This is a genomic window from Maribacter arcticus (genome assembly GCF_900167935.1).
Classification (GTDB): domain Bacteria; phylum Bacteroidota; class Bacteroidia; order Flavobacteriales; family Flavobacteriaceae; genus Maribacter; species Maribacter arcticus.
Window position 1 is genome coordinate 360,035 of record NZ_FUYL01000001.1, and the last position, 20,952, is coordinate 380,986.

General features: G+C 35.0%; 20 protein-coding genes and 1 tRNA gene. 8 read left to right on the top strand and 13 right to left on the bottom strand.

What is annotated here, in order from left to right; translation table 11 throughout:
* The first annotated feature begins 87 nt into the window (after positions 1-87).
* Positions 88-948, top strand: a complete 861-nt coding sequence (locus B5X55_RS01605; RefSeq protein WP_079510711.1) for a universal stress protein — start codon at positions 88-90, stop codon at positions 946-948.
* A gap of 318 nt (positions 949-1,266) precedes the next feature.
* Here the strand turns inward: B5X55_RS01605 and B5X55_RS01610 are convergent, their stop codons facing one another.
* Positions 1,267-2,076 carry a GIN domain-containing protein gene (locus B5X55_RS01610; RefSeq protein ID WP_079510712.1) on the bottom strand — a complete coding sequence of 270 codons (810 nt, stop codon included), beginning with the start codon at positions 2,074-2,076 and terminating at the stop codon, positions 1,267-1,269.
* Positions 2,077-2,200: 124 nt separating this feature from the next.
* Between B5X55_RS01610 and B5X55_RS01615 the strand changes: the two genes are divergently transcribed.
* Entirely contained in the window at positions 2,201-3,220 is a 1,020-nt protein-coding gene (locus tag B5X55_RS01615) for a quinone oxidoreductase family protein (protein ID WP_079510713.1), read from the top strand.
* 340 nt (positions 3,221-3,560) lie between these two features.
* Here B5X55_RS01615 and B5X55_RS01625 read toward each other — a convergent pair whose 3' ends face one another.
* Positions 3,561-4,406, bottom strand: coding sequence for a universal stress protein (locus B5X55_RS01625; protein WP_079510715.1), 846 nt, complete (start codon positions 4,404-4,406; stop codon positions 3,561-3,563).
* Between the two features lie 266 nt (positions 4,407-4,672).
* On the opposite strand from B5X55_RS01625, the gene B5X55_RS01630 reads away from it, so the two are divergent.
* From B5X55_RS01630 to B5X55_RS01640, 3 genes are all read left to right on the top strand, one after another.
* Positions 4,673-5,191 (top strand): hypothetical protein, encoded by a 519-nt coding sequence (locus B5X55_RS01630; RefSeq protein WP_079510716.1) that lies wholly within the window; start codon positions 4,673-4,675, stop codon positions 5,189-5,191.
* A gap of 360 nt (positions 5,192-5,551) precedes the next feature.
* Entirely contained in the window at positions 5,552-6,241 is a 690-nt protein-coding gene (locus B5X55_RS01635) for a YajG family lipoprotein (RefSeq protein ID WP_079510718.1), read from the top strand.
* A 442-nt stretch (positions 6,242-6,683) separates the two neighbouring features.
* On the top strand, positions 6,684-7,088 hold the full coding sequence (locus B5X55_RS01640) for a hypothetical protein (RefSeq protein ID WP_079510719.1): 405 nt from the start codon (positions 6,684-6,686) through the stop codon (positions 7,086-7,088).
* Between the two features lie 540 nt (positions 7,089-7,628).
* On the opposite strand, the gene B5X55_RS01645 is transcribed toward B5X55_RS01640, so the two are convergent.
* Positions 7,629-8,435, bottom strand: a complete 807-nt coding sequence (locus B5X55_RS01645) for a universal stress protein (protein WP_079510721.1) — start codon at positions 8,433-8,435, stop codon at positions 7,629-7,631.
* A gap of 428 nt (positions 8,436-8,863) precedes the next feature.
* Here B5X55_RS01645 and B5X55_RS18750 point away from each other — a divergent pair, with 428 nt between their 5' ends.
* Together B5X55_RS18750 and B5X55_RS01650 are read left to right on the top strand one after the other, a co-directional pair.
* On the top strand, positions 8,864-9,007 hold the full coding sequence (locus B5X55_RS18750; RefSeq protein ID WP_159447511.1) for a VOC family protein: 144 nt from the start codon (positions 8,864-8,866) through the stop codon (positions 9,005-9,007).
* A gap of 402 nt (positions 9,008-9,409) precedes the next feature.
* Positions 9,410-10,432 (top strand): AI-2E family transporter, encoded by a 1,023-nt coding sequence (locus B5X55_RS01650; protein WP_262494141.1) that lies wholly within the window; start codon positions 9,410-9,412, stop codon positions 10,430-10,432.
* Between the two features lie 13 nt (positions 10,433-10,445).
* Here B5X55_RS01650 and B5X55_RS01655 read toward each other — a convergent pair whose 3' ends face one another.
* The 3 genes from B5X55_RS01655 to B5X55_RS01665 all read right to left on the bottom strand — a co-directional run bounded on the left by B5X55_RS01655 (position 10,446) and on the right by B5X55_RS01665 (position 13,686).
* A complete protein-coding gene (locus B5X55_RS01655; RefSeq protein ID WP_079510725.1) occupies positions 10,446-11,123 on the bottom strand; it encodes a hypothetical protein in 678 nt (225 codons plus the stop codon).
* Positions 11,124-12,384: 1,261 nt separating this feature from the next.
* Entirely contained in the window at positions 12,385-13,026 is a 642-nt protein-coding gene (locus tag B5X55_RS01660) for a phosphoribosyltransferase (RefSeq protein ID WP_079510727.1), read from the bottom strand.
* A gap of 6 nt (positions 13,027-13,032) precedes the next feature.
* Positions 13,033-13,686, bottom strand: coding sequence for a dienelactone hydrolase family protein (locus tag B5X55_RS01665; RefSeq protein ID WP_079510729.1), 654 nt, complete (start codon positions 13,684-13,686; stop codon positions 13,033-13,035).
* 353 nt (positions 13,687-14,039) lie between these two features.
* Here B5X55_RS01665 and B5X55_RS01670 point away from each other — a divergent pair, with 353 nt between their 5' ends.
* The gene (locus B5X55_RS01670) at positions 14,040-14,480 is read left to right on the top strand and encodes a DsrE family protein (protein WP_143814377.1); all 441 of its coding nucleotides are present in this window, start codon (positions 14,040-14,042) and stop codon (positions 14,478-14,480) included.
* A 54-nt stretch (positions 14,481-14,534) separates the two neighbouring features.
* Here B5X55_RS01670 and B5X55_RS01675 read toward each other — a convergent pair whose 3' ends face one another.
* The 7 genes from B5X55_RS01675 to B5X55_RS01705 all read right to left on the bottom strand — a co-directional run bounded on the left by B5X55_RS01675 (position 14,535) and on the right by B5X55_RS01705 (position 20,898).
* Positions 14,535-15,608 (bottom strand): SMP-30/gluconolactonase/LRE family protein, encoded by a 1,074-nt coding sequence (locus B5X55_RS01675; RefSeq protein ID WP_079510733.1) that lies wholly within the window; start codon positions 15,606-15,608, stop codon positions 14,535-14,537.
* Between the two features lie 3 nt (positions 15,609-15,611).
* On the bottom strand, positions 15,612-16,934 hold the full coding sequence (locus B5X55_RS01680) for a GntP family permease (protein WP_079510735.1): 1,323 nt from the start codon (positions 16,932-16,934) through the stop codon (positions 15,612-15,614).
* A gap of 43 nt (positions 16,935-16,977) precedes the next feature.
* Entirely contained in the window at positions 16,978-18,135 is a 1,158-nt protein-coding gene (gene dgoD, locus B5X55_RS01685) for a galactonate dehydratase (RefSeq protein ID WP_079510737.1), read from the bottom strand.
* 2 nt (positions 18,136-18,137) lie between these two features.
* Entirely contained in the window at positions 18,138-18,773 is a 636-nt protein-coding gene (locus B5X55_RS01690) for a bifunctional 4-hydroxy-2-oxoglutarate aldolase/2-dehydro-3-deoxy-phosphogluconate aldolase (protein ID WP_079510739.1), read from the bottom strand.
* Positions 18,770-19,777 carry a sugar kinase gene (locus tag B5X55_RS01695; protein WP_079510741.1) on the bottom strand — a complete coding sequence of 336 codons (1,008 nt, stop codon included), beginning with the start codon at positions 19,775-19,777 and terminating at the stop codon, positions 18,770-18,772. The genes B5X55_RS01690 and B5X55_RS01695 overlap by 4 nt, the downstream gene beginning before the upstream one ends.
* The gene (locus B5X55_RS01700) at positions 19,774-20,502 is read right to left on the bottom strand and encodes a FadR/GntR family transcriptional regulator (RefSeq protein ID WP_079510743.1); all 729 of its coding nucleotides are present in this window, start codon (positions 20,500-20,502) and stop codon (positions 19,774-19,776) included. Before B5X55_RS01700 ends, B5X55_RS01695 begins: the two co-directional genes overlap by 4 nt.
* Before the next feature lie 322 nt (positions 20,503-20,824).
* A tRNA-Arg gene (locus B5X55_RS01705) sits at positions 20,825-20,898 on the bottom strand.
* Positions 20,899-20,952: the final 54 nt, after the last annotated feature.

Here is a 20,952-nt window from a genome sequence, read left to right on the forward strand (position 1 = left end):
CTACATTTTATATGAAGAGTATGATATAGGTCATTTGATTGCGTATTATAGGTTAATAGTTTTAAACTCAAATTAAAAGAGAACAAATTGAAAACTATTTTATACGCCACAGATTATTCCGAGAATTCAGTAGCAGCTTTGAAATATGCTTATGCTTTGAATACGCAGTTAGGTACTCGTTTGGTAATAACACATGTGTTCGATTACCCGGCTGTTCTGGGTACTGAGGTGCTTTCAGAACCTTTTCCGAATCTAGAGAAAGATAATTTTAAAATGCACCGTTCCAACTTAGATAAGTTTTGCAACGAACATTTGGGTAAGGATTGGAATGCCCCGAACATACAGTTAGAGATTGTAGAAAATAAATCTGTTATACAAGGTATAAATACAATAGCCAACGAATGGCACGCCAATATAATTCTTGTTGGTATGAAGGGTGGTAGTGGTATACGAGAATTGATTATGGGTAGCACAACCAAACAACTCATAGAAAATGCACCTTGTCCAATACTGGCAATACCTGCTGATATGAGCCATGTTGAGATAAAAACTATTGTGTATGCCACAGATTTTGAGGAAGAAGATATTCATACTATCAATAGACTCGTCGAAATTGCAAAACCTTTAAATGCGAAGATCAATGTCGTGCATATTTCCACAAAGAAAGAATATAAAGGAGATATGCAAATGGAGTGGTTCAAAGACGCGCTTAAAGAAAGGGTAACGTATAAAAACATTGAATTTAAACTGTTTATTTCTGATGATATTTTTAATTCACTTCGAATTTATTTAGGAGATGTTGACGCCGATTTGGTGGTTATGCTTGAAAGGGAAAAGAAGGGCTTGAAAAAATGGCTTCATCAGGATCTGGTTAAGAAAATGGAGTCTTACGGCAGGGTGCCTCTAATGAGTTTTAATGAACATAATCATCAAACCCTTAAATATTAATTGTACTACTTAAAATAAAAACCTATTAAGGCCAGAAGAATATTTAGAATAGTTATTGTAATTTCAATAGTATTGGCAATTTATTTGCCTTAATAAATAACCACACGTAAAGCTTTCTCATAGTTACTTCTAGGCTTGTGTTTCTGATATTTAGTTTTGGAATACACGGAATAATAGCATACTCACTACTACCTAATTCTAAGGGAAATATAATCGTATATCCTATATTGATGTGGGCTCTTTGGGCTGTTCTATTTTTACTGTTTGTGTTTTTTGTAATACCTATTTACTTTACGAACTTTTTAATTGATGTCTAGTTTATTGTAAACGGTAAAAAATCTTTGTCTTTCTATTTAAATTGATGGTATCTATTTGCTTCGGACTTCCTGTAACATAAATCTTACCACTGCCTTGACCATTTATTTTAAGACGATCTTCTGCAAATACCTGAATATCCTCAGAGTTTGATGAGAAAAGATACACGTCTTTTGCTAAGAGTGCCCAAGCATATAATTGTGCTTTGTTGTCTACTGTTGCACTTAATGATTGTGTCTTTCCATTTAGGCTTACGATACTTTTGTCCGATTGTTTCACATTAACTTTATTAGATTTTAGTTTCATTGATGTGTTTGAGGCTCCTTTCGCATCTATATATACATTTTTTGCTTCTACAGATATATTTCCTGTACTCGAACCATCTATAATCAAATTAAAATTCTGACAATCGACAAGTAAGTTGTAATAGGATTCACCTAAAGAATACACGGTAAAACTGTCTGTAACTAATTTTTCATTGGTGTCTATTGAAGCCGTGTCTGACAATTTTATTTCTTTCAGATCATTTACATAAAGAATAATTTCGGCATCACTGGCCAAGGTGTTTTCTTGAACAGTATAAAGTTTTAGAGTTGAATTTTTAAATTCCCATTTGATGATATCTTTTAGACTACGATTTCCCTTAATCTGTACACCATAAAAATATGAGGGGTATAGACTTACACAAAGATTGTTATGTATTTCGATGGTCTTAACACCTTCAAGGGTTGCGTATGAATTGAATGTTTTGGCTTCTTGTGCGAATAGATAATTGAAAGATAAGATTACGATAATACACCATGCTTTTTTCATAATAGAAAGATTGACAATTTAAGTGTGAAATTTATTTACTAAAAGATGATTTTAAAATGATATTGGTCATTACAGGTAATAACAAAGGGTTATACCTTACCATCTTAAATAAATAAATTAATTTATGAATGCTGCATATCTTATAAAGTACGGAAATGCAGAGAAAGCTTTTGAAATTAGGGAAGCAGATAAACCCCAACCAAATCCAAATCAGGTTTTGATAAAGGTTGAAGCCTTTGGATTGAATTTTGCCGATGTTATGGCACGATTGGGACTTTATAAAGCAGCTCCTTCATTGCCTGCAATTTTGGGTTACGATGTGGTGGGTAAAATAGAGGCGATTGGCGCCCAGGTAAATCATGTGAAATTAGGAGATAGAGTCATTGCACTGACCAAGTTCGGTGGCTATGCCGAATTTGCTTTGGCCGACAATGAGGTAGTCTATAAAATACCGACTTCATTCTCTGCAGGTGTTGCAGTTGCTTTGGCAACCCAATACAGCACTGCCTATTTTTTAAGTCATAATATGGCCAATTTACAAGAAAATGATACTGTACTTATACATGCGGCAGCAGGGGGAGTGGGTACAGCTCTAGTTCAAATGGCACTGTATAAAAAGTGTATCGTTTTTGGTACGTGTGGTTCTCAAGAAAAGGTAGCATATCTCAAAAAGAACGGCGTGCAATATCCAATAAATTATCGAAAAAATGATTTTGAAGAAGTTGTACGGAAGCTTATTAAAAAAAAGGGCTTGGATGCAGTTTTTGATCCAGTTGGTGGAAAATCGGTCAAAAAAGACTTCCGTTTGCTCGGGGCGGGAGGAAGAGTATTCTCTTTTGGTGTTTCGAGTATGAACCAGACCAAAACCATATTTGGAAAGCTAAGAGTGCTTTGGCAGTTCGGGCTTTATCACCCATTACAATTTTTGACTGCTTCAAAGGGAATGATAGGTATTAATATGTTGAAAGTTGCAGAAGAAAACCCAGAGAAAATATCAAAGGTCATGCAAGAGGTCATTCGCTTGACGGAAGAAAGTATTCTTACCCCACATGTTGGTGGTGAATATCAAGTAGAGCAACTGGCAGAGGCCCATGCTTTATTGGAATCTCGAAAATCGATGGGAAAAATCGTCGTAAATTGGTAATGGATTGAAGAATTACTTGAAAAATAAAGTGGTTTTGGTAACCGGTTCTAGTTACCCAAAAGTACGAACAAGCAATTGGCAACTCCATAATCTGTTGCCCAAAGTATCCGTAAAATGATTGGAAAAAGAACAAAGAGAATAAACTTAACAGGATTAGGGAATTTGGCCAATTTCACTATCCTTTATCTTCCTGCATTTAGCAGCTGGTTGTTTTGGCTCAATCGAGAAAAAATAAAAAACCAGTATACGATGATCGGTGGGCTAACTGTAGATAAAAGCGCTCAGGTAACTAGTGTATATCAAGAAATCATTACTGATTCAGACGTTGAGGTAGAGGTAGTTAAAGTCCCCCGACATTAAAACAAAGTAAAGGCAGAGTACTATTTTTCACCATCTGTTTCACCAAGTCGGGTTGAAAGTATCTTTGATAAAAAGTACTGTCTTTACGCTCCAGCATCACTAAAAGGTCAGCTTGGGCATTTTCAATATACCATAGTAAATCCTCAAAAACTGTTTCTGAAAAAACAAGGTCAAATTCCATTTTTGCATAGCCTACTTTTTCTTTTAGTGTTTCCTTAAACCATTCCATTTGTCCCTCACCATCATATTCATTTCGTGTTGTAATATGTACCACCCTTATTTGTGCATCAAATTTTTGTGCGATTTTTGCTAGTTTGGTAATTGCAAAAATATCTGCCTGCTCAAAATCTGTGGCATAGACCATTTTATTCAGTTCTGTCTTTTCTCCACCTGCAGGTACGACCAATAAAGCACATGGAGATTTTTTTAGGAGTGTTTTCGCTGTGCTACCCAATAATAATTCCTTTAAAACACTTGTACCTTTGGCGCCGACACATATTAGATCTGCATTAAATTTGATAGCTTTTTCCAAGATACTACTTGAAACAGAAGTACCTTCATATACTACGAAATTCAAATCCATGTACATTTCTACAGTATCGAGGTTATGGTCAAAAAAGTTTTTCAATTTGGCCCTGTTTTCAATATATAGTTTTTTCTCCTTTTTTAAATAGCTTACTGTAACTGTACTTGCCAAAGTAATAGGCATATCAAAAACATGCATGACAATTAGTTTTGCACTGAATTTCTTTGCTAAAGAATATGCAAGTCGTAATGCGGAAACCGAATTTTCAGAGTAATCAGTGGCGTATAAAATAGTTTTCATAGCTATTGGTTTAATTATGATACTGTAAATCTACAGCTACCTCATATTAATGAAAATGACTAACGTCATAAGAAATATGACTTACTCATGATTTGGGTCATTTGGATTAAGAAGGCACTCCATTACATTTAAATCACAAAAGTAAAACTGAGTATCATATTTAATTTAAAATAAAGTCAATACATCGAATTCTTAAAGGATGGTTCATATAACGAACACTATGTGTTGACAAAACATCATTTATCAACTCATAAAACCATAATAAGATGAAGCTTTTCAAAAAAATTCTATTAATATTTTTAGCTGTAATAATTGCCTTTTTCCTCTTTCTTTTGTGGTACCAAAACAACTATTCGATGGATGTTGTTGCGCCTTATGTTGTCAACACTCCTAGCTTTGAAAAAAAGCTATTGATTGCTACTCAGGGTAGTGATTTTAAAAATAAGGTGACTAGTGGAATTGTGGATTATTTTAAAGCTGATTCTGTCTATATCGAAGTTGTTGATATTTCAACACTACCGACTATTAATCCAAGAAAATATAACGCTTTAGTTATTATACATACTTGGGAGAATTGGAAACCGCCCATAACTGTACAAACTTTTATTGAGAAATACCCTGAGCATAAAAATAAAATTGTTGTGCTCACAACCTCTGGTGAAGGCAGCTATAAAATGGAAGGAATAGATGCTATAACGGGCGAATCAATACTTGCTGATGCTCCGATTTTTATTGATACGATAGTTGCGAGATTGAATAGGTTGTTAATTTCAAAAGAAAATTAATGAGCGAATTGGGTATGTGAAAATGAAACGTAAAAAAATTATAATATTTAATACGGAAATGAATAAAACCTGGTTACTTATCCTTGCAATTTTATTGGTCATTGACCTTATAATTGGAATTTTGGTGTTTTTTGATACTAGCATATAAAGCACTGGTATTTCGTTTTTTTAGATAATAGTTAAGAGGTATTTAGGAATGCATGATAGGATAAAAGGGGAAAATGAATAATTGGTTAAGATTTATTGTCCGCTTGCTAACTAACAAATTCTAATACTACTGATTTTTATCATTTTATAAATTTATCATAATCCTTAGTTTTAAAGTGTAGGCATCAGTGCCTTTATGTAAAACATAAAAAAATGAAATTGATTAAGATTCTTAGAACAGTTATTGTGGTATTGCTCTTGGCTTCATGTCAACCTTCAGTGGTTTTTGGGGAGCCACAACCTGTAGATGTTAAACCACTTTCAACTATTCCGAATATTTACAAGGGTATTTACTGGTGCAAGATAGATAGTGCATCTTTGTATGTTGATGATAAGGCCTTTATTAGGCGCAAAGAGTTCTTGATAAAAACTACCAAGGAAGAAATAGTGGCAGACCCTGATCTTGAACTAGTAAACGGGCAGCTGTATGTAAAGGATTGGGAGGGTTATTTTCCTATTACCGAAAAAGGAGACACCATAATTTCCCAAATTATCATACGCGATACTATTTTTGCAATTAATGGTACACAGATTGTAAAACCCTTTAAAGGGCATCTTGTTTTAAATCTAAAATTGGACGAAGATGCTTGGGAAATCTTAGTGGTTTCTCAACGAAGGGGTGAATTGCTGACTATTGCTCGGGCAGATATGCCAGAAAACTTAGCAAGATTAGATTCCATTACCACAGTGAGTACGCTTAAAGGAACTGATAGTATTCGAACTCAAATTTACTTGAAACCTACGGCTAAGGAGTTTGAACGTATTTATGATGAAGGATTACTTTTCCATAGATCGTGTACGGAATACGAAAGAATTTTTCCTTTAAAAGAAGTCATTGATTAAATATCATTGAACTACTCATCAATAATAAGCCATTTCAAAGTTATAGACTATTAAGTATTTCGTTGACTTCTATGTTTATGAGATAATAGTATTGAAAACCGGTGGGTGGATTTCGGCTAATTGTATTGTAAATGCATTGCCCTTGCTCAATGGCCGAACTACCTATTTCTTGTATTTGGGTGGGATTATTATAGATTAGGTAAAAAATGAACGTATTATAAAAGGATGATATAGAGCAAACTCAATTGGGGGCGAATTTTCCCCGTTTTATATTATGTGCTTTTTTCATCATCACCGTTTGAATTTTTCATTCTCTACGGAATACAGGGTTACTTATCTATTAGGGTTTCAAAACAATTTCAATAGAATTGGTCTTAACATGATGCAGGTCATTTCAAATTTCTTCATCATACTTTTATTTTGTTATTTAAATTTTAAAGTGATGGAAAGCAGAAACTTATACAAATCCTATGTTCTATTTATAACAGTAATAGTTTTATTGTTTTTAGCTAGCTGTGGTCCCATAGTTGTTTCATCTAGAATCGGTCAACCACCACCGCCATGGTTCTATCCAAATCGTTTAGAAGTAGTTAGGTATGTCTATTTTCCCGAATATAGCTTCTATTATGATCTTTCAGCGCGAACCTATGTCTATCTAGATGGTGGGGTATGGGTAAGGCGAAACGTATTGCCATCGAGATACCAAAATATCGATTTAAGGCGATCGAAATATGAACGAATTCGTAACTATAGTGATGAGAACATTCGTCGTTATCATGAAAATAATAATGCAAATAGAGGAAGAAGTAATAGAACGACACCACGTTCGAATACTAGAAGAAATTAAATAATTTAAAGACTCTACTATTAATAGTAGTACTTGTACTGCTTTTTACAGCATGTAAAGTTCAAGTAAAATAGCCGTTGACTAGATAAACAGAGAAGGATTCAAATATTGAACCCAAAGGTTCTTGGAAGGTTAACAAAGAATATAACGAACTTGGTAATCTTATAAAGTACGATTCTGTTTATTCATATCTGTATACTAACATTAAAGGCGATTCGATAAAAGTAAACCTAGATAGTATTATAGCATCTTCTCGAAAATATATCAGGAAAGCGCTCTTTTTCAGTAGTAAGACAATCTCTCATTTTTTCTAAAAATGATTTCCTTTTTATGAGAGAGTTTTTGGGACGATTATTTCTTTGACAAATGGGGAGGAAAATCTATGGAAATGGAAGAGATGATGAGCAGAACGGACTCGACCCGTAATGCCTTCTTAAAACGATATAATTCTGGGCCAATGGAATCCAACAAGAAAGATTAGCAATACTTTCTAAAAGATATTAAGGAAACATATTCATGATTCTTTAGAATTCATTGACCTTATTGATTTTCAGGAAGTACCAAGAGTGGTACGCGGGTCATAAAAGTCATATTTTTAATAATTGGTTCGCGTACCATTTTTTCAAAAAATCCATGTTTGGTTTTTAGAAAGGTGACCATGCCGATGTTCTTATATTGTTTTTCTAAATCTTTTAGTGTTGACGACACCGAATTCTTTTTTTTAACCTGTATAAATCGATGCTTAGTGTCGTTTAGGTGATTTTGAAGCAATTCTTTGTTTGATTTTTGAATGTTTTCAAGTTCGTTTTTTGAATTGATGTATACAATGTTTATGATTGAATCCCAAAGGGAGGATATCTTAATCAGCGGTGTTAATTCAAGAGGAGTGAATGCATGTTTATAATCGCTTGCAAAAAGAATATCATCAGGTATGTCATAATCATATTCGCCGGGTACGGCAATGATAGGGCAATTATCAATATATTTTATAACACTGGTAGTAACGCTTCCCATAAAGATTTCCTTTAATGCTGAAGACCCCTTCGTACCCATAAAAACATAATCGATTTCTTTTTCAGCTATAGTTTTTTCTATACCACCCAAAGCTGTATCGGTCAACAATACGTTTTCAAACGTATGTTTTGCATTCTTCATTGCCTCTAGTCTTTTTTGTAGTAGTTCTAAAGCGTTACCTGCATCTACTTTAGTACCTGTTTCAGAGGGTACAATGTAATAGGCATGTAATAGGTAAAAAGTACACGGCTCCCGCTCAAATAGATAAGCAGCATATTCGATAGCATTTTGTGCTATTTCTGAAAAATCGGTGGGTAGCAATATTTTGTACATGGTGTATTTTTTTTTAAAAGTACTGTTGGCAATTATGCAAAACCATGATATTGGTCAGTCAGCTAAAAGGGATGATGATTTGGTTTTAAGGTTTACATGATGTTGCCTAATAAGATAAAGTGAACCTCCTCATTTTGGGTAAGGTGAAAAATCATTAAGTTTATGATTATGTTATTTTTTTTTCAACATGACTAAAAAATTAAATAATGGCTTCAATTATACATTTTGATATTTCTTCAGATGATGTTCTTAGGGCCAAGAGTTTTATAAAAACTTATTTGGATGGAAAATAGAGAAATTCCCCAATGGTCTTGCGGAATACTACCTTATTGAAACATTGGTAAGGCAGGAGAAAAAGGTATTGGTGGAGGAATAGCCAAAAGAAAAAGTCTAGTCAGCACATTACTAATTTTATTAAAGTAAATTCTATGGATGAAGCTATGGACAAAGTGAGGGAACTAGAAGGGGAAATCGTTGAACCTAAATCTATTATTTCAAATATCGGGCACATCGTAGGTTGTAAGGATAATGAAGGGAATAGCTTTGGACTCGTGGGGGTCACTGAAAAATAAAACTACTTATAGTATCTATCACCAACATTTTTTAAAATTAAATCATGGACTGACCAATGTCATTTTTATACTTTTTATTTAGGGGTAGATTTATCCTGATAGTTTAGTTGGCAATATCAACACTGAATACAAAAAGCAGTAGGCTGTAACTTACCCTTTTTGATCGCGATTATGACAATAACCAAAGATTTAAACGAGCGTAAGAAAGCAAACGACTTTACCCAATTTTATAAGAAATAGGAGTTTTGTCCAAGGTCAAAGAAAAATTTAAATTGATATAATTTTTTAAAATACGATGCGAAAATACACCCTCAATTTAGCAAATACTTTTTATTTCATTTTTACGCTTACCCTAGTTATCTGGATTCTTCTTGCGGCCAAAGTGGTAATTATTCCGCTAGTATTCAGTTTTTTTTTGCCTTAATGTTAAAACCCATAGTAACCTTTTTTGAACTAAAATTTCATAATCGAATTTTGGCAATATTTACGGCATATGTTCTAGCCGTTGCTCCACTTTTTATTTTAATTTTCTTCTTTTTCAATCAAACCAGAATTCTCTTTAGTGATTTACCCTCGGTTCGAGACCGCTTGGCAGAAATGATGATGATTATTTCCGATTGGTCTGACCAAAAACTTAGTTTAAAGGCCGATACAACCGCTAGTTGGGTATCTGAAAATGTGCTGGCGGCATCTGATTTTTCAATAGACATTATTAAGGGAAGTCTGCAATCGACCACTACTGTATTGGCCCATTTGGTGCTTATTGTTGTGATTACCTATTTTATGCTATTATACAGTACGGCATTCAAAAGTTTTCTATTGGCACAAGCAAATCTTGAAAACAGAAAAAGACTTGAACAATTTTTTAAGAAGTTACAATATCTTGCAAAACGTTATTTGTTGGGACAGGGCTTGGTCATAATAATTTTAGGCCTCTTAATTGGGTCAGGGTTGTGGCTCATTGGTGTTCCTTATCCTTTCTTTTGGGGTTTTTTGGCAGGTTTTCTTGAAATTATCCCCTATATCGGTACTTCTATCGGTGGAATTTTGCCCGTTTTATACATGTTTATGATAGCCGATAATTATTGGCAACCTATTGCTGTAGTTGGTCTTTATATAGTTGTGCAACAATTGGAGGGTAATTTAATTTCGCCGAACATCATGGGTACGAGCATTAGAATTAACCCCTTGTTTGTAATTCTAGGACTTTTTATTGGGGGTATTTTATGGGGAATTCCAGGTATGATTTTGGCTTTACCGATTTTGGCGATGACAAAAGAAATATTTAGAAGTTTTGATATGTTTAAACCATTGAGTTACCTAATGGAAGATGGTCTAGCCCGTAAAAAGAATGTTTTTCTAGAACTTTTCGATGATGAAAAATACAGGTTCTTTAATTTTTTTTTCCAAGAAAGACAAGAATAACACATAGTTACACTCAAATCAACTCACTTGATTTTTGATTTTCAATATGCAAGGATTGTTTCACTATTCTGTACAAGGCCATGTCTAGGCCAATGAACCAAATAATAAATAATGCAAACGTAAATTTTTGTATGACAGGAAGCGCCTTTATACATATGCCGGTTTCGTAAATATAATAATTGGAAAGAAAGGTGATAATACAGACTACACCTAACAGAAAAAGTTTTTTATAGTTGGTTTTATAAAGTTCTACACAACAACCAATAAAGGCGACAACGCCAAATACCCCCGCTATACGTACAATTACATCATGATTGCCGATTGCTAAAAATAGAATGGACAATAACGATAAGTACCCCGAAGTACTCATAATCTTTTGAATGTTATTTTTTGTTTTGAATAATTTCGGAAGCAAAGACCATAAAAAAAATATACCGGCACAAAGTAGGAATAAAGCCGTAATTGCATATGTTCGACCTTTGTTTGGTTCCCCGTTGATAGCATTGATATCTAATAAGTCGCAAAGATAATTGTGCCAAAAACTAAAACCATTTGTATCTGTGACTATCCAAGATCCCCCAGGATAATGTTTAGCAGCCATAAAATAAAAAAGAATGAATGAGCCAATGCCAATTAATGGTAGCGACAATAGAAAAAGCTCGTAAGAATCTAATACTGGCTTAGTTTTCATGAGCAGGTATTTGTATATGTTCTATTGATACAGTTGAAAGGTATAAAAACAGAAACAGGAGGCCTATGGTCTCCTGTTTCTTTTGAAGTGTTCGTTTTATTCTTTGCGTTACATCTAACCTTAATTCATCTTATCACTAAAATGAAATAGGGGCGATTTTGTCAATAAATAATTCGAACACTTTTCGACCTTTATAATCTTGCGATAATATTGGTCTTTCCCTAAATGCTTTTTAAAAAGGACCAGAATACCAGAATATCCGGTCCTTTTTTTGGTATCGCATTTCTATGAATTTTGAACGCAGATCAAGTTACAATGTACTAGCTACAATTTCACTTGCTTTTTTCAATAAAAGAAATGGATGCAATACCAAATATATGGCCGCTAAGGCATTGTTGCTTAGAAGCCCTAATTTTTTACTTATAATTTTAAAGAAGAAACAGGAAGCCTAAACTTCCTGTTTTCCGTAAAGAATTTAATTAGTTGTTACCTTTTATCAATTTTTTAAACCAACTTATTGCTAAGATTATTTAACGTATCGATTTGGGTAGCGACAGCATTTTCTTCTTTACTATGACTTGTACCATCTTGCGATTATACAAATCAATTCCTTTTTATTTTAAAAGAAACCAAGTCACCGCAGTAACCTGGTTTCTAAGAAGATGATATTTCACCAATTTACGCTTACACTGACTCTTATTTGTGCTTATTGCTAAACCAAAATAGAATTCAAACGGTCTAAATGGTTACGTGCAACCTTCTTCTTTTTAAATTGAACCCTGGTTCCCCCGAACAAGATTCAAATGACTATTAATTTCAAAGAACATTATTATTGTTGATGATGATGCTAAATTAAGGCAAGCATGACATCTTCAAAATGACCTAGGTCAGTTTGGTGAAAATTTTTCAGTTTTAGGAATTTTTAGAGCCAAATTCATGATTTTTCCCTTTCTTAAAATGATGGCTTTTAAGGTGTCACCGAATTTAAGGTTATGTATAACTGACCAAGCCTTTGTAAGATTTTTTTCATTCGTTAATGGTATATTGTTAAAAGTTAATAAAACAACGCCACCAACATCTAATTGATTTCCCTCAATATTTAGTTGATAGAATGCCCCCCCCCCCCTTAAGCCTAGGTTATCTCCTGAATATTTTGGTGAAAGGTCTTTTGTTGTTGTAAAAACTACTAAAAAATAGAGGGTAATTCATGAATATCTACAAGTTGGTAAAACGAATTTTATAGACTAATATTTTTTCTTACTTAAAGATCAAGTGTCTTTTTAGAATTGGTTTTCTCTAGTATTTGTATGGCTTTTTGATCGGTAACTTGTTCGAAATTTTTGTAAAACTGACCAACTGCCCTAAAATTATCAGGTATTAATATACAGATGACTTCATCTACATTTTCGGTATTCGATATTTTATAGATTGCAGAAGCAGGAGCAACAGGTATGGCTATTATAATTTTAGATGGATTTTGTTTGTATACTAGTTCTATAGTCGCCAACAAGGTATTTCCGGTCGCGACACCGTCATCTACTATAATTATCGTCTTGTTCTTCAGGTTGGCTGGAGATTGATGCTTGTAGTATTGATTGTACCGCTCTCTCAGTGTTTTTCGAATACGAGCGGTCTCTTGGTCAATATAACTTTTTTCTATTCCCATGGCATTGGTCAAGACGATGCTTTCTAGACTAATGGCACCAATAGCATATTCTTTATTAGTAGGGTAACCTATTTTTTTAGTTAACACTACATCTAAAGGGGCTTGTAAGCTCTTTGCTACTTGTGCTCCTACAGGTAATCCGCCTCTGGGTATTGCTAAAACCACTACATTTTCTTCTTTGAATTTAGTTAATTTCTTAGCCAGTTGTGTTCCTGCATCATTTCTATCTTCAAACATGGGTTTTCATTTTTTGTTCATCATATGTTTAGTGAACCACGATGCCGATATTCGCGCAACCGCCTCCAATTTTCCAGGTTCCTCGAACAAATGGGTTGCATTTGGTATAATTTCCAATTTCTTTTCACATTGTAGTTTTTGATAAGCCTTTTCATTGAGTTCGATGACAACATCGTCCCAACCTCCAACGATTAACAAGGTAGGAGCGGTTACTTTATCCAAATCTTTGAGTACAAGGTCAGGTCGACCGCCTCTTGAAATAATACTTTTTATGTCGGCATCAAAGAATGCCGCAGCCTTCAAAGCAGATGCGGCTCCAGTACTTGCTCCAAAATATGCTATTGGTAAGTTTTGAATTTCTTTTGTATGTTGAGCCCATTGCGTTACATCTATAAGACGAAGTGTGAGTAAATCGATATTGAATCGATTTTCGTAGATTTTGTCTTCATCTTCCGTTAATAGGTCAAAGAGCAAAGTGGCCAAGTGATTTTTTTGTAAAACCTCGGCAACATAGTTATTACGGGGACTAAGGCGACTGCTACCACTTCCATGCGAAAAAACGACTAAACCAATTGGATTTTGGGGTACAACCAGATTTCCTTTAAGTATCACCCCGTTTATCTGTATGCTTACGGTTCTATGGTTAAACTCGTTTTTCATTTTTTATTTTCTCTTCACTAAGAATTAAAATTAAGGGATGGTTATGGTGTATGAAATGATACAGGTCATGAATATAGATTTGTAAGAATTTAGCATTTTCGTGTTTACCGGCAGGCGTTTCTTGACCTTTCTGCTCAAAGATCGCCTGAGCGACTTATTTACAAGATGGTTCCATTTGTTTTTCAATGGCTTTACTTCGTTAACTAAACGCTCACGAACAATTCAAAAGACCATTGTTGCCCCAGAGCAAGGGTTGCATAAAAGGTTCTAGTTTTTCTCATGGCTTACATGAAAAACGGTCATTAAATTCTGTATTTTTAGATAAACTATACACACAAAAAAAAATAGAATTCATGAAAAATATTTTTCGCATCCTTTTGGTCATTTTGGTTATGGCCGCAACTACTTCAGTAGCCCACGGTCAAAAAAAATTAGACCAACAAACTATTGTGGATTTGGAAAAAACACCCAAATATGGTTTTATACTTACTACGGAAAGGCATTTTAAGGGGGTGCTAAGCATGTATGACTTGCTCATTGAAAGCGGTGCTGTAATAGAGGAGTACGAAATTGTGGTAAAAGGTAAGGTGGTGACCCAATTAGTCAAAAATTCTGAAATGGAAAAGTTTTTTCAAAAATATAAGGGAAAGGTCAAGGTAAGCGTATGTAGTGTTGCCATGGAAAAATTAGGCGTAGCGGAAGAGACGCTTTTTGACGGTCTCAACGTTACCCCGACCGCCTCGGTACGGATGCTTCAATTACAGGCAAATGGTTATAATACGTTGACCTATTAAATAAGAAAATTGGGAAAAAAGAAATCTTACCCAATTTTCCCGCTTAATAAACTCTTATAATAAGTCAACGGCTAAAATATAATCATCGGCCGTCATGAACAACCTTTTTCCATCGTTGCTGAAGGCACAATTTGAGGTTAATTGCCCGGTGTGAATCCGTGCGATAGCTTTTGCAGAACTATTAAAAATCCATATGCCACCTGGCCCTGTAGCAAATAGATATCCTTTGCTATTGATTTTTAAACCGTCAGGTAATCCTTGTTGGCCTTCCTTGCCAATTAATGGGGTAACATCATAAAAAATTCTCTTATTGGTAACCTTTCCCGGTTTTACAATATCATACTGATACCAAACAGCATGAGAAGGATCAGAAACAGCCACATATAAGGTACTTCCATCAGGTGATTGCCCAATTCCATTGGGTTTTGTGAGTTTGTCAAGCAAGACTAGTTCACCAGAATTCAACAAACAGTAAACCCCTTGAAAATCTAACTCCTTGTTGGGATCATCTTGTTTTAATGGGAGCCCATAGGGTGGATCGGTAAAATACAAATTACCTTCTTTGTCAAGAAAGCCATCATTGGGACTATTGAATTTCTGACCGTTGTAACTATCCGAGAGCGTTATAAATTCTGATTTTGGGTTGTCTAAAGAAGCATTCATTTTTACAACTTTTCGGTCGCCATGTTGAAGTAAAATCAATTCACCTTGTTTGTTTAAAATTAAACCGTTTGATCCTGGCTCATCGCCGTAGGAACCCTCGCCGGTATATCCTGAAGGTTCTAAAAAAGTAGATACACCATGGTTACTATCCAGTTTATATACTTTATTGTTTGGGATATCAGAGAATAATAAATAGTTATCTTCTTCAATCCAAAGTGGTCCCTCGGTCCATGTAAATCCGCTAGCCAGAACTTCTAAAGTGGCTTCGGGATCAATGACGTTCAGTGCTTCATTATCCAAAATTTCAATAGCAAAGGCAGCTTTTATGATGTCTGTAGATTTTTTAGAAACTATTTCTGAAGTTTCTTCCTTAAGAATATCATCATGTTGCTCTTTCTTAGAGTTTTCTTTGCAAGAGCTAAAAAGTAAAATTCCCAATACAATTGTGATACTACTATTTTTCATGTTCTAGTGAATTAATTTAGTAATTATATAAATGATGACCATTGCCGTGGTTCCAAAAATAAAGGTACCTGCGGTCTGTACTTGATACCCTTGTTTAACGTTCATACCTGTTAATTGTGTTAACACCCAAAAGAAACTATCATTAACATGAGACGCAACAGATGAACCGGCTCCTATGGCCAAAACGGTCATCGCTTGCAGAAATGGTTCGTTGAGCCCTAAAGAGGTCATTAGAGGAGCGACAATAGAAGCGGTCGTTATCAATGCAACTGTGGAAGACCCTTGGGTTGTCTTTAGGCAAGCTGCCAAGAAAAAAGGGAAAAACAACCCTATTTCCAAACCAGTAAATCCTTCTGTAATTATATCGGAAATACCAGAGTTCTGTAACATTTTTCCAAAAATTCCTCCGGCACCAGTAATCAAAATAATAGGGGCCGCTACTTTTAAGGATTCACCGACCCAACCTGTGGCTGAGAAAATTTTTTCGTCCAATTTTTCGGGAAGCACCAATGCTAATAGTACTCCAATAAGTAAAGAGATTACTGGTGTTCCTAAAAAGGAAATACAACTTTTAACTACCGAGGGTTGCATATTCAGTTCAGGGTAGTCCATTACTGATTTCAATAGTATTAATGCCAGCGGGACTACAATTGCCAATAATGATTTCCATAAAGCCGGTTTTTTTTCGGGATTTGCAATAGGTTCAAGTATAATAGGAATATTAATTTTTGAAGCTATTTTTTTAGCGTATACATAACAGGGAAACAAGGAAAGGCTGCTAACTAAAAGCCCCCATAATATTACATCTCCCAAGTTGGCTCCTAATATGCCTGCTGCTGCTATTGGGCCTGGGGTTGGTGGAACCATAACATGAGAGGCAGTCAAGCCCATTGCCAATGCGGCGGTCGTACCTGCATATGAAATACCCGATTTTTTGGATAATACTTTGTTCAAAGGGTTCATCATGAGCAGGGCGCTATCTGCGAATATGGGAATCGATAGTATATAACCTGTTAGCATCATCGCTAGGTGAATAGATTTTTCGCCAATCAAGTTCAATATGCGAGTAGCTATCACCATAGCTCCGCCAGATTTTTCTAAAATGGTTCCTATCGTTACACCAAAAAGAATAATTAAACCAATCTTCCCCAAAATACCTCCAAAACCAGAGTTAATGGAATCTATTATTAATTCGGCTCTCATTCCTGTGATAAAGCCATAACCAATTGCAGCAAGTAGCAATACAAAAAATGGATGAATTTTGAACTTAACGATGCCTACGACCAAAAATATTAAGGAAGCTAGTAATGCAATTATATAAATCATGTGTTTTATGGTTTGCCTTGTTACTTGCGTTGCTGATTATTAATTACCATTCTGCAAAATTACCATCTGTATTTCTCCAGATCGGGTTTGCCCAGTTATGCCCAATCTTTTGACCTTCTTTCAGTATATCCTCATTGATCTCAATTCCAAGGCCTGGTTTTGTTAGTAATTCAATATATCCTTCTTTTACTTCCAAAACTTCTGGATTTAGCACATAGTCCAAAATATCATAGCCTTTATTATAATGTATTCCTAAGCTACTTTCTTGTATGATTGCATTTGATGAAACAAAATCGAGATGCAATGCCGATGCAAGTGATATTGGTCCTAACGGGCAATGTGGCGCAATGGCAATGTCATAGGCTTCTGCCATTGCAGCAATTCTTCTTACTTCTGAAATTCCGCCCGCATGGCTAAGGTCTGGTTGAATAATGTCAACAACACCCTCGTTAAGTATACCCTTAAAATCCCATCTAGAGAACATACGTTCTCCTGTTGCGATAGGAATACTGGTGTAGGAATATATATGTTTTAGGGCATCATTGTTTTCACTTAAAACAGGTTCTTCTATAAACATTGGTTCATAAGGTTCTAGCTCATCGATAAGCCTTCTGACCATGGGTTTATGAACCCTACCGTGAAAATCTAGACCAATATCTAAATCGTATCCAAATTCCTCTCTTAATAGTTTAATGTTATTCGCTACTTTTTTAATATCCTTTAAAGATGACACCCAATCCATTGCACCTGTAGCATTCATCTTTACTGCTTTATAACCTTGTTTTACTTTTGCATGGGCTTGTTCTAAAACAACATCAGGATTATCTCCGCCAATCCAACAATACATTTTCATTTTTTGCCGTACGGCCCCGCCCAATAATTCATAAACAGGCACATTTAAAAACTTCCCTTTAATATCCCATAAGGCCTGATCTATACCGGAGATTGCACTCATTAAAATAGGGCCACCTCTATAAAAACCACCTCTATAAAGCACTTGCCAAATATCTTCGATATTATTTGCGGTACGTCCTATCAAATAATTCTCCAGCTCTTTTATACATGCGGCCACGGTATCCGCTTTTCCTTCAACTAGAGGTTCCCCCCAACCTACAATACCGCATTTGGTTGTAATCTTTACGAACAACCATCTTGGCGGAACTTTAAACAATTCTATTTTTTCGATTTTCAGTTCGTCCATGATTAATTCTGTATTAATTGGATGAATTTTTTTACGGTACTTTCTATTGGGTTTATATCACCTTCTCTTATTGTGGTTTGGGTCAAAACACTCCCCAGTCCAACCCCGGCAGCACCTGCTTCCATCCAATCTTTTATATTGGAAAGGTTTATGCCTCCGACTACAAAAAAATCAACTTTGTCCAAAGGAGCCTTGATGGATTTGAAGTAATTGATTCCGAGACTTCCGGCAGGGAACAGTTTTATAATATCAGCGCCATTTTCTATAGCAACACAGACTTCAGTAGGTGTAACCGCGCCCATCAATACTGGAATATCATGCGTATGGGCAATTTTGATGACCTCTATATTTGTATTAGGAGTGACCAAGAATTGTGCTCCTGCCTTGATGGCTTCTTTTGCAATTTCAATATTGGTTACGGTACCTGCCCCAATGAGCACACCGAATTGTGAATATAGATTTCTGGCATTCGCAATTTCTTTATAAAAACCGGGTGTGTTCGAGGTGATTTCAAGTGCTTTTATGCCTCCTTTTATTAAACTATTTATAAAAGCGGGTACTTCTAATTGTTCTTTCATACGAACAATAGCCACTATTTTTTCTTTCTTAATTATCTTAACTATTTCTGCTCTTTTCATCTTAATACGTGACCGCCTGTTTTACCTTCCATAATTGAAAGAATTTCTTTTTCACTACTCGTATGCTGATCTCCCTGTATGGTGTGCTTTAATGCAAAAGCAGCGGTAGCAAAATCAATTACTTTTTTATCGTCCCAACCACTGTTAATAGCATGTAAAGTTGCAGCAGCAAAAGCATCGCCTGCCCCAAAACGATCTGTTATGGAGATATCTATTGTATCTGAAATATGATGCTTATTGTTTGATAGTAAAACTGCAGAAACTTTATTCGTACTTGCTGAATTATGTTCTCGTACCGTAAAAGCTAATTGTTTGACTCCAAATTTTTCAGATGCTACCGTTGATGCTTCAATGGTCTTATCTAATATCGTATCTCCAGCAGGTTTTAGGTCATAAACATCTTTTAAGACACCTTCATTGCCGAATAGTAAATCGGTATGCGTTATTATTTGGTCAAAAATTTTACGAGCATCAGATGGGTCTTTCCAAAGTGATCGACGATAATTCATGTCAAAACAAACTTTGACCCCTTTTTGTTGAGCTACCTTGGCAGCCTTTATAGTTTCATAGGCACATTGTTTAGAGAGTACAGGAGTGATGCCAGAAAGAAATAACCATTTTTTGTTTTCCAATATTTCTTCCCAATCAAACTCGTTGGGTTTTATTTCACTGATGGCGGAGTTGGCGCGATCATACACTACACTTGAAGGACGTATGGAAGAGCCTATTTCTATAAAATAGGTGCCAATTCTACTCCCCCCTCGAGATATATGTTTTGTGTCAATACCGTAGGATTGTAATGAAGCGATAGCGGCATCTCCTAGTTGATTGTTAGGGAACTTTGTAATATGACTCACCTCATTGCCCAATACACCTAGAGAACTGGCAACATTAGATTCTGAACCCGCATAGTTGGCTTGAAAGAGCCGTGATGATTTAATTTTAGAAGCACTATTGCTAGGGGTTAACCTTAGCATGGTTTCTCCAAAGGTTATAAAGCTCATTTTTTCTGTATTGATTTTGAATAATTGGTTTGAGTTTCAATAATGTGGGTTCTCATTGCGTCTGTTGCTTTTTGTTCATCTTGTTCTATAATTGCTTTAAGTATGTTTTCATGATGATCTAACATTATTTTTTTGTGGGTTTGTAGATTTCCATCTGTAGGTTTCGCGTAGACAATTGTTTTGAATTTTGGCATTAAATTGAAAATAGGACTTAGCAGCAATTCTAATACTTTATTGTGGGCAATTGAAAGTAGTGCTCTATGAAAATCATTGTCCAATTCCGTTTCCTTTTTCTTATTCATTAAATCACAATTGTACATTGCAATCATATTATCTTTTAAAAAAATCAACTGACTCTCAGTGCGAAATTTGGCTGCCTGTGCTGCTAGAGCGGGCTCAAGAATTAATCTTGTATTGATTGTTTGTAGAATAACATCTTCATCAGAAGAAAGTTCAAAAAACATATTTAAATTTTCGGAAGCATTTTTTATACTGATCTCCGATACATAAACGCCACTCCCTCTTTTTACATCTACAATACCCTTTGCATTCATTTTTTTTACGGCCTCTCGTACCGATGTTCTGCTAACATTGAATATTTGACAGAGTTCGTTTTCTGTGGGTAATTTATTTCCTGGAAGATATTTTCCAGTTCTAATTGCTTTGGTTAATTCAAATTCAATTTGCTGGGTAATAGATTTTGTTTGTCCTAATGGGGTAAACATGATAATGATGTTTAAATGAGTGCATTTTTATAATACATCATACAAATTATGAATTTATAATTTCAATTCAAAGCTTGAATTTATTAGAATGTAGTAATCGTAGTAGTATAGAGTTTTTGTATGGAATAGAGTAATTGCTATTTAGGTAGAGCTTAGAATTTTTGAAAAGATTTCAATTGGAACTCTATTGTTTTGGTAAATGCAGTTGCAAAAGGGTTTTAGCATATAAAATAAATTCAATTTATATGAAACGTTTAAAACCAACAAACCCTGCAAATCATAAAATTTGCAGGGTTTTGAAACTCTTTGCGAGTTTTTCTTGTGACCTCGACTGGATTCAAACCAGTAACCTCTTGAGCCGTAATCAAGTGCGCTATTCAGTTGCGCCACGAGGCCTTTTAATATTTCCCTTAACGGGCTGCAAATATATTTCTTTTTACATTTACCACA

What these genes read in the sequence shown, in the direction of transcription:
- B5X55_RS01635 (WP_079510718.1), top strand. Translation starts at nt 5,552, where the DNA reads ATGAAATTGATTAAGATTCTTAGAACAGTTATTGTGGTATTGCTCTTG.
- B5X55_RS01660 (WP_079510727.1), bottom strand. Translation starts at nt 13,026, where the DNA reads ATGTTTGAAGATAGAAATGATGCAGGAACACAACTGGCTAAGAAATTA.
- B5X55_RS01670 (WP_143814377.1), top strand. Translation starts at nt 14,040, where the DNA reads ATGAAAAATATTTTTCGCATCCTTTTGGTCATTTTGGTTATGGCCGCA.
- B5X55_RS01630 (WP_079510716.1), top strand. Translation starts at nt 4,673, where the DNA reads ATGAAGCTTTTCAAAAAAATTCTATTAATATTTTTAGCTGTAATAATT.
- B5X55_RS01610 (WP_079510712.1), bottom strand. Translation starts at nt 2,076, where the DNA reads ATGAAAAAAGCATGGTGTATTATCGTAATCTTATCTTTCAATTATCTA.
- B5X55_RS01645 (WP_079510721.1), bottom strand. Translation starts at nt 8,435, where the DNA reads ATGTACAAAATATTGCTACCCACCGATTTTTCAGAAATAGCACAAAAT.
- B5X55_RS01675 (WP_079510733.1), bottom strand. Translation starts at nt 15,608, where the DNA reads ATGAAAAATAGTAGTATCACAATTGTATTGGGAATTTTACTTTTTAGC.
- B5X55_RS01665 (WP_079510729.1), bottom strand. Translation starts at nt 13,686, where the DNA reads ATGAAAAACGAGTTTAACCATAGAACCGTAAGCATACAGATAAACGGG.
- dgoD (WP_079510737.1), bottom strand. Translation starts at nt 18,135, where the DNA reads ATGGACGAACTGAAAATCGAAAAAATAGAATTGTTTAAAGTTCCGCCA.
- B5X55_RS01690 (WP_079510739.1), bottom strand. Translation starts at nt 18,773, where the DNA reads ATGAAAAGAGCAGAAATAGTTAAGATAATTAAGAAAGAAAAAATAGTG.
- B5X55_RS01640 (WP_079510719.1), top strand. Translation starts at nt 6,684, where the DNA reads ATGGAAAGCAGAAACTTATACAAATCCTATGTTCTATTTATAACAGTA.
- B5X55_RS01680 (WP_079510735.1), bottom strand. Translation starts at nt 16,934, where the DNA reads ATGATTTATATAATTGCATTACTAGCTTCCTTAATATTTTTGGTCGTA.
- B5X55_RS01655 (WP_079510725.1), bottom strand. Translation starts at nt 11,123, where the DNA reads ATGAAAACTAAGCCAGTATTAGATTCTTACGAGCTTTTTCTATTGTCG.
- B5X55_RS01695 (WP_079510741.1), bottom strand. Translation starts at nt 19,777, where the DNA reads ATGAGCTTTATAACCTTTGGAGAAACCATGCTAAGGTTAACCCCTAGC.
- B5X55_RS01700 (WP_079510743.1), bottom strand. Translation starts at nt 20,502, where the DNA reads ATGTTTACCCCATTAGGACAAACAAAATCTATTACCCAGCAAATTGAA.
- B5X55_RS18750 (WP_159447511.1), top strand. Translation starts at nt 8,864, where the DNA reads ATGGATGAAGCTATGGACAAAGTGAGGGAACTAGAAGGGGAAATCGTT.
- B5X55_RS01615 (WP_079510713.1), top strand. Translation starts at nt 2,201, where the DNA reads ATGAATGCTGCATATCTTATAAAGTACGGAAATGCAGAGAAAGCTTTT.
- B5X55_RS01625 (WP_079510715.1), bottom strand. Translation starts at nt 4,406, where the DNA reads ATGAAAACTATTTTATACGCCACTGATTACTCTGAAAATTCGGTTTCC.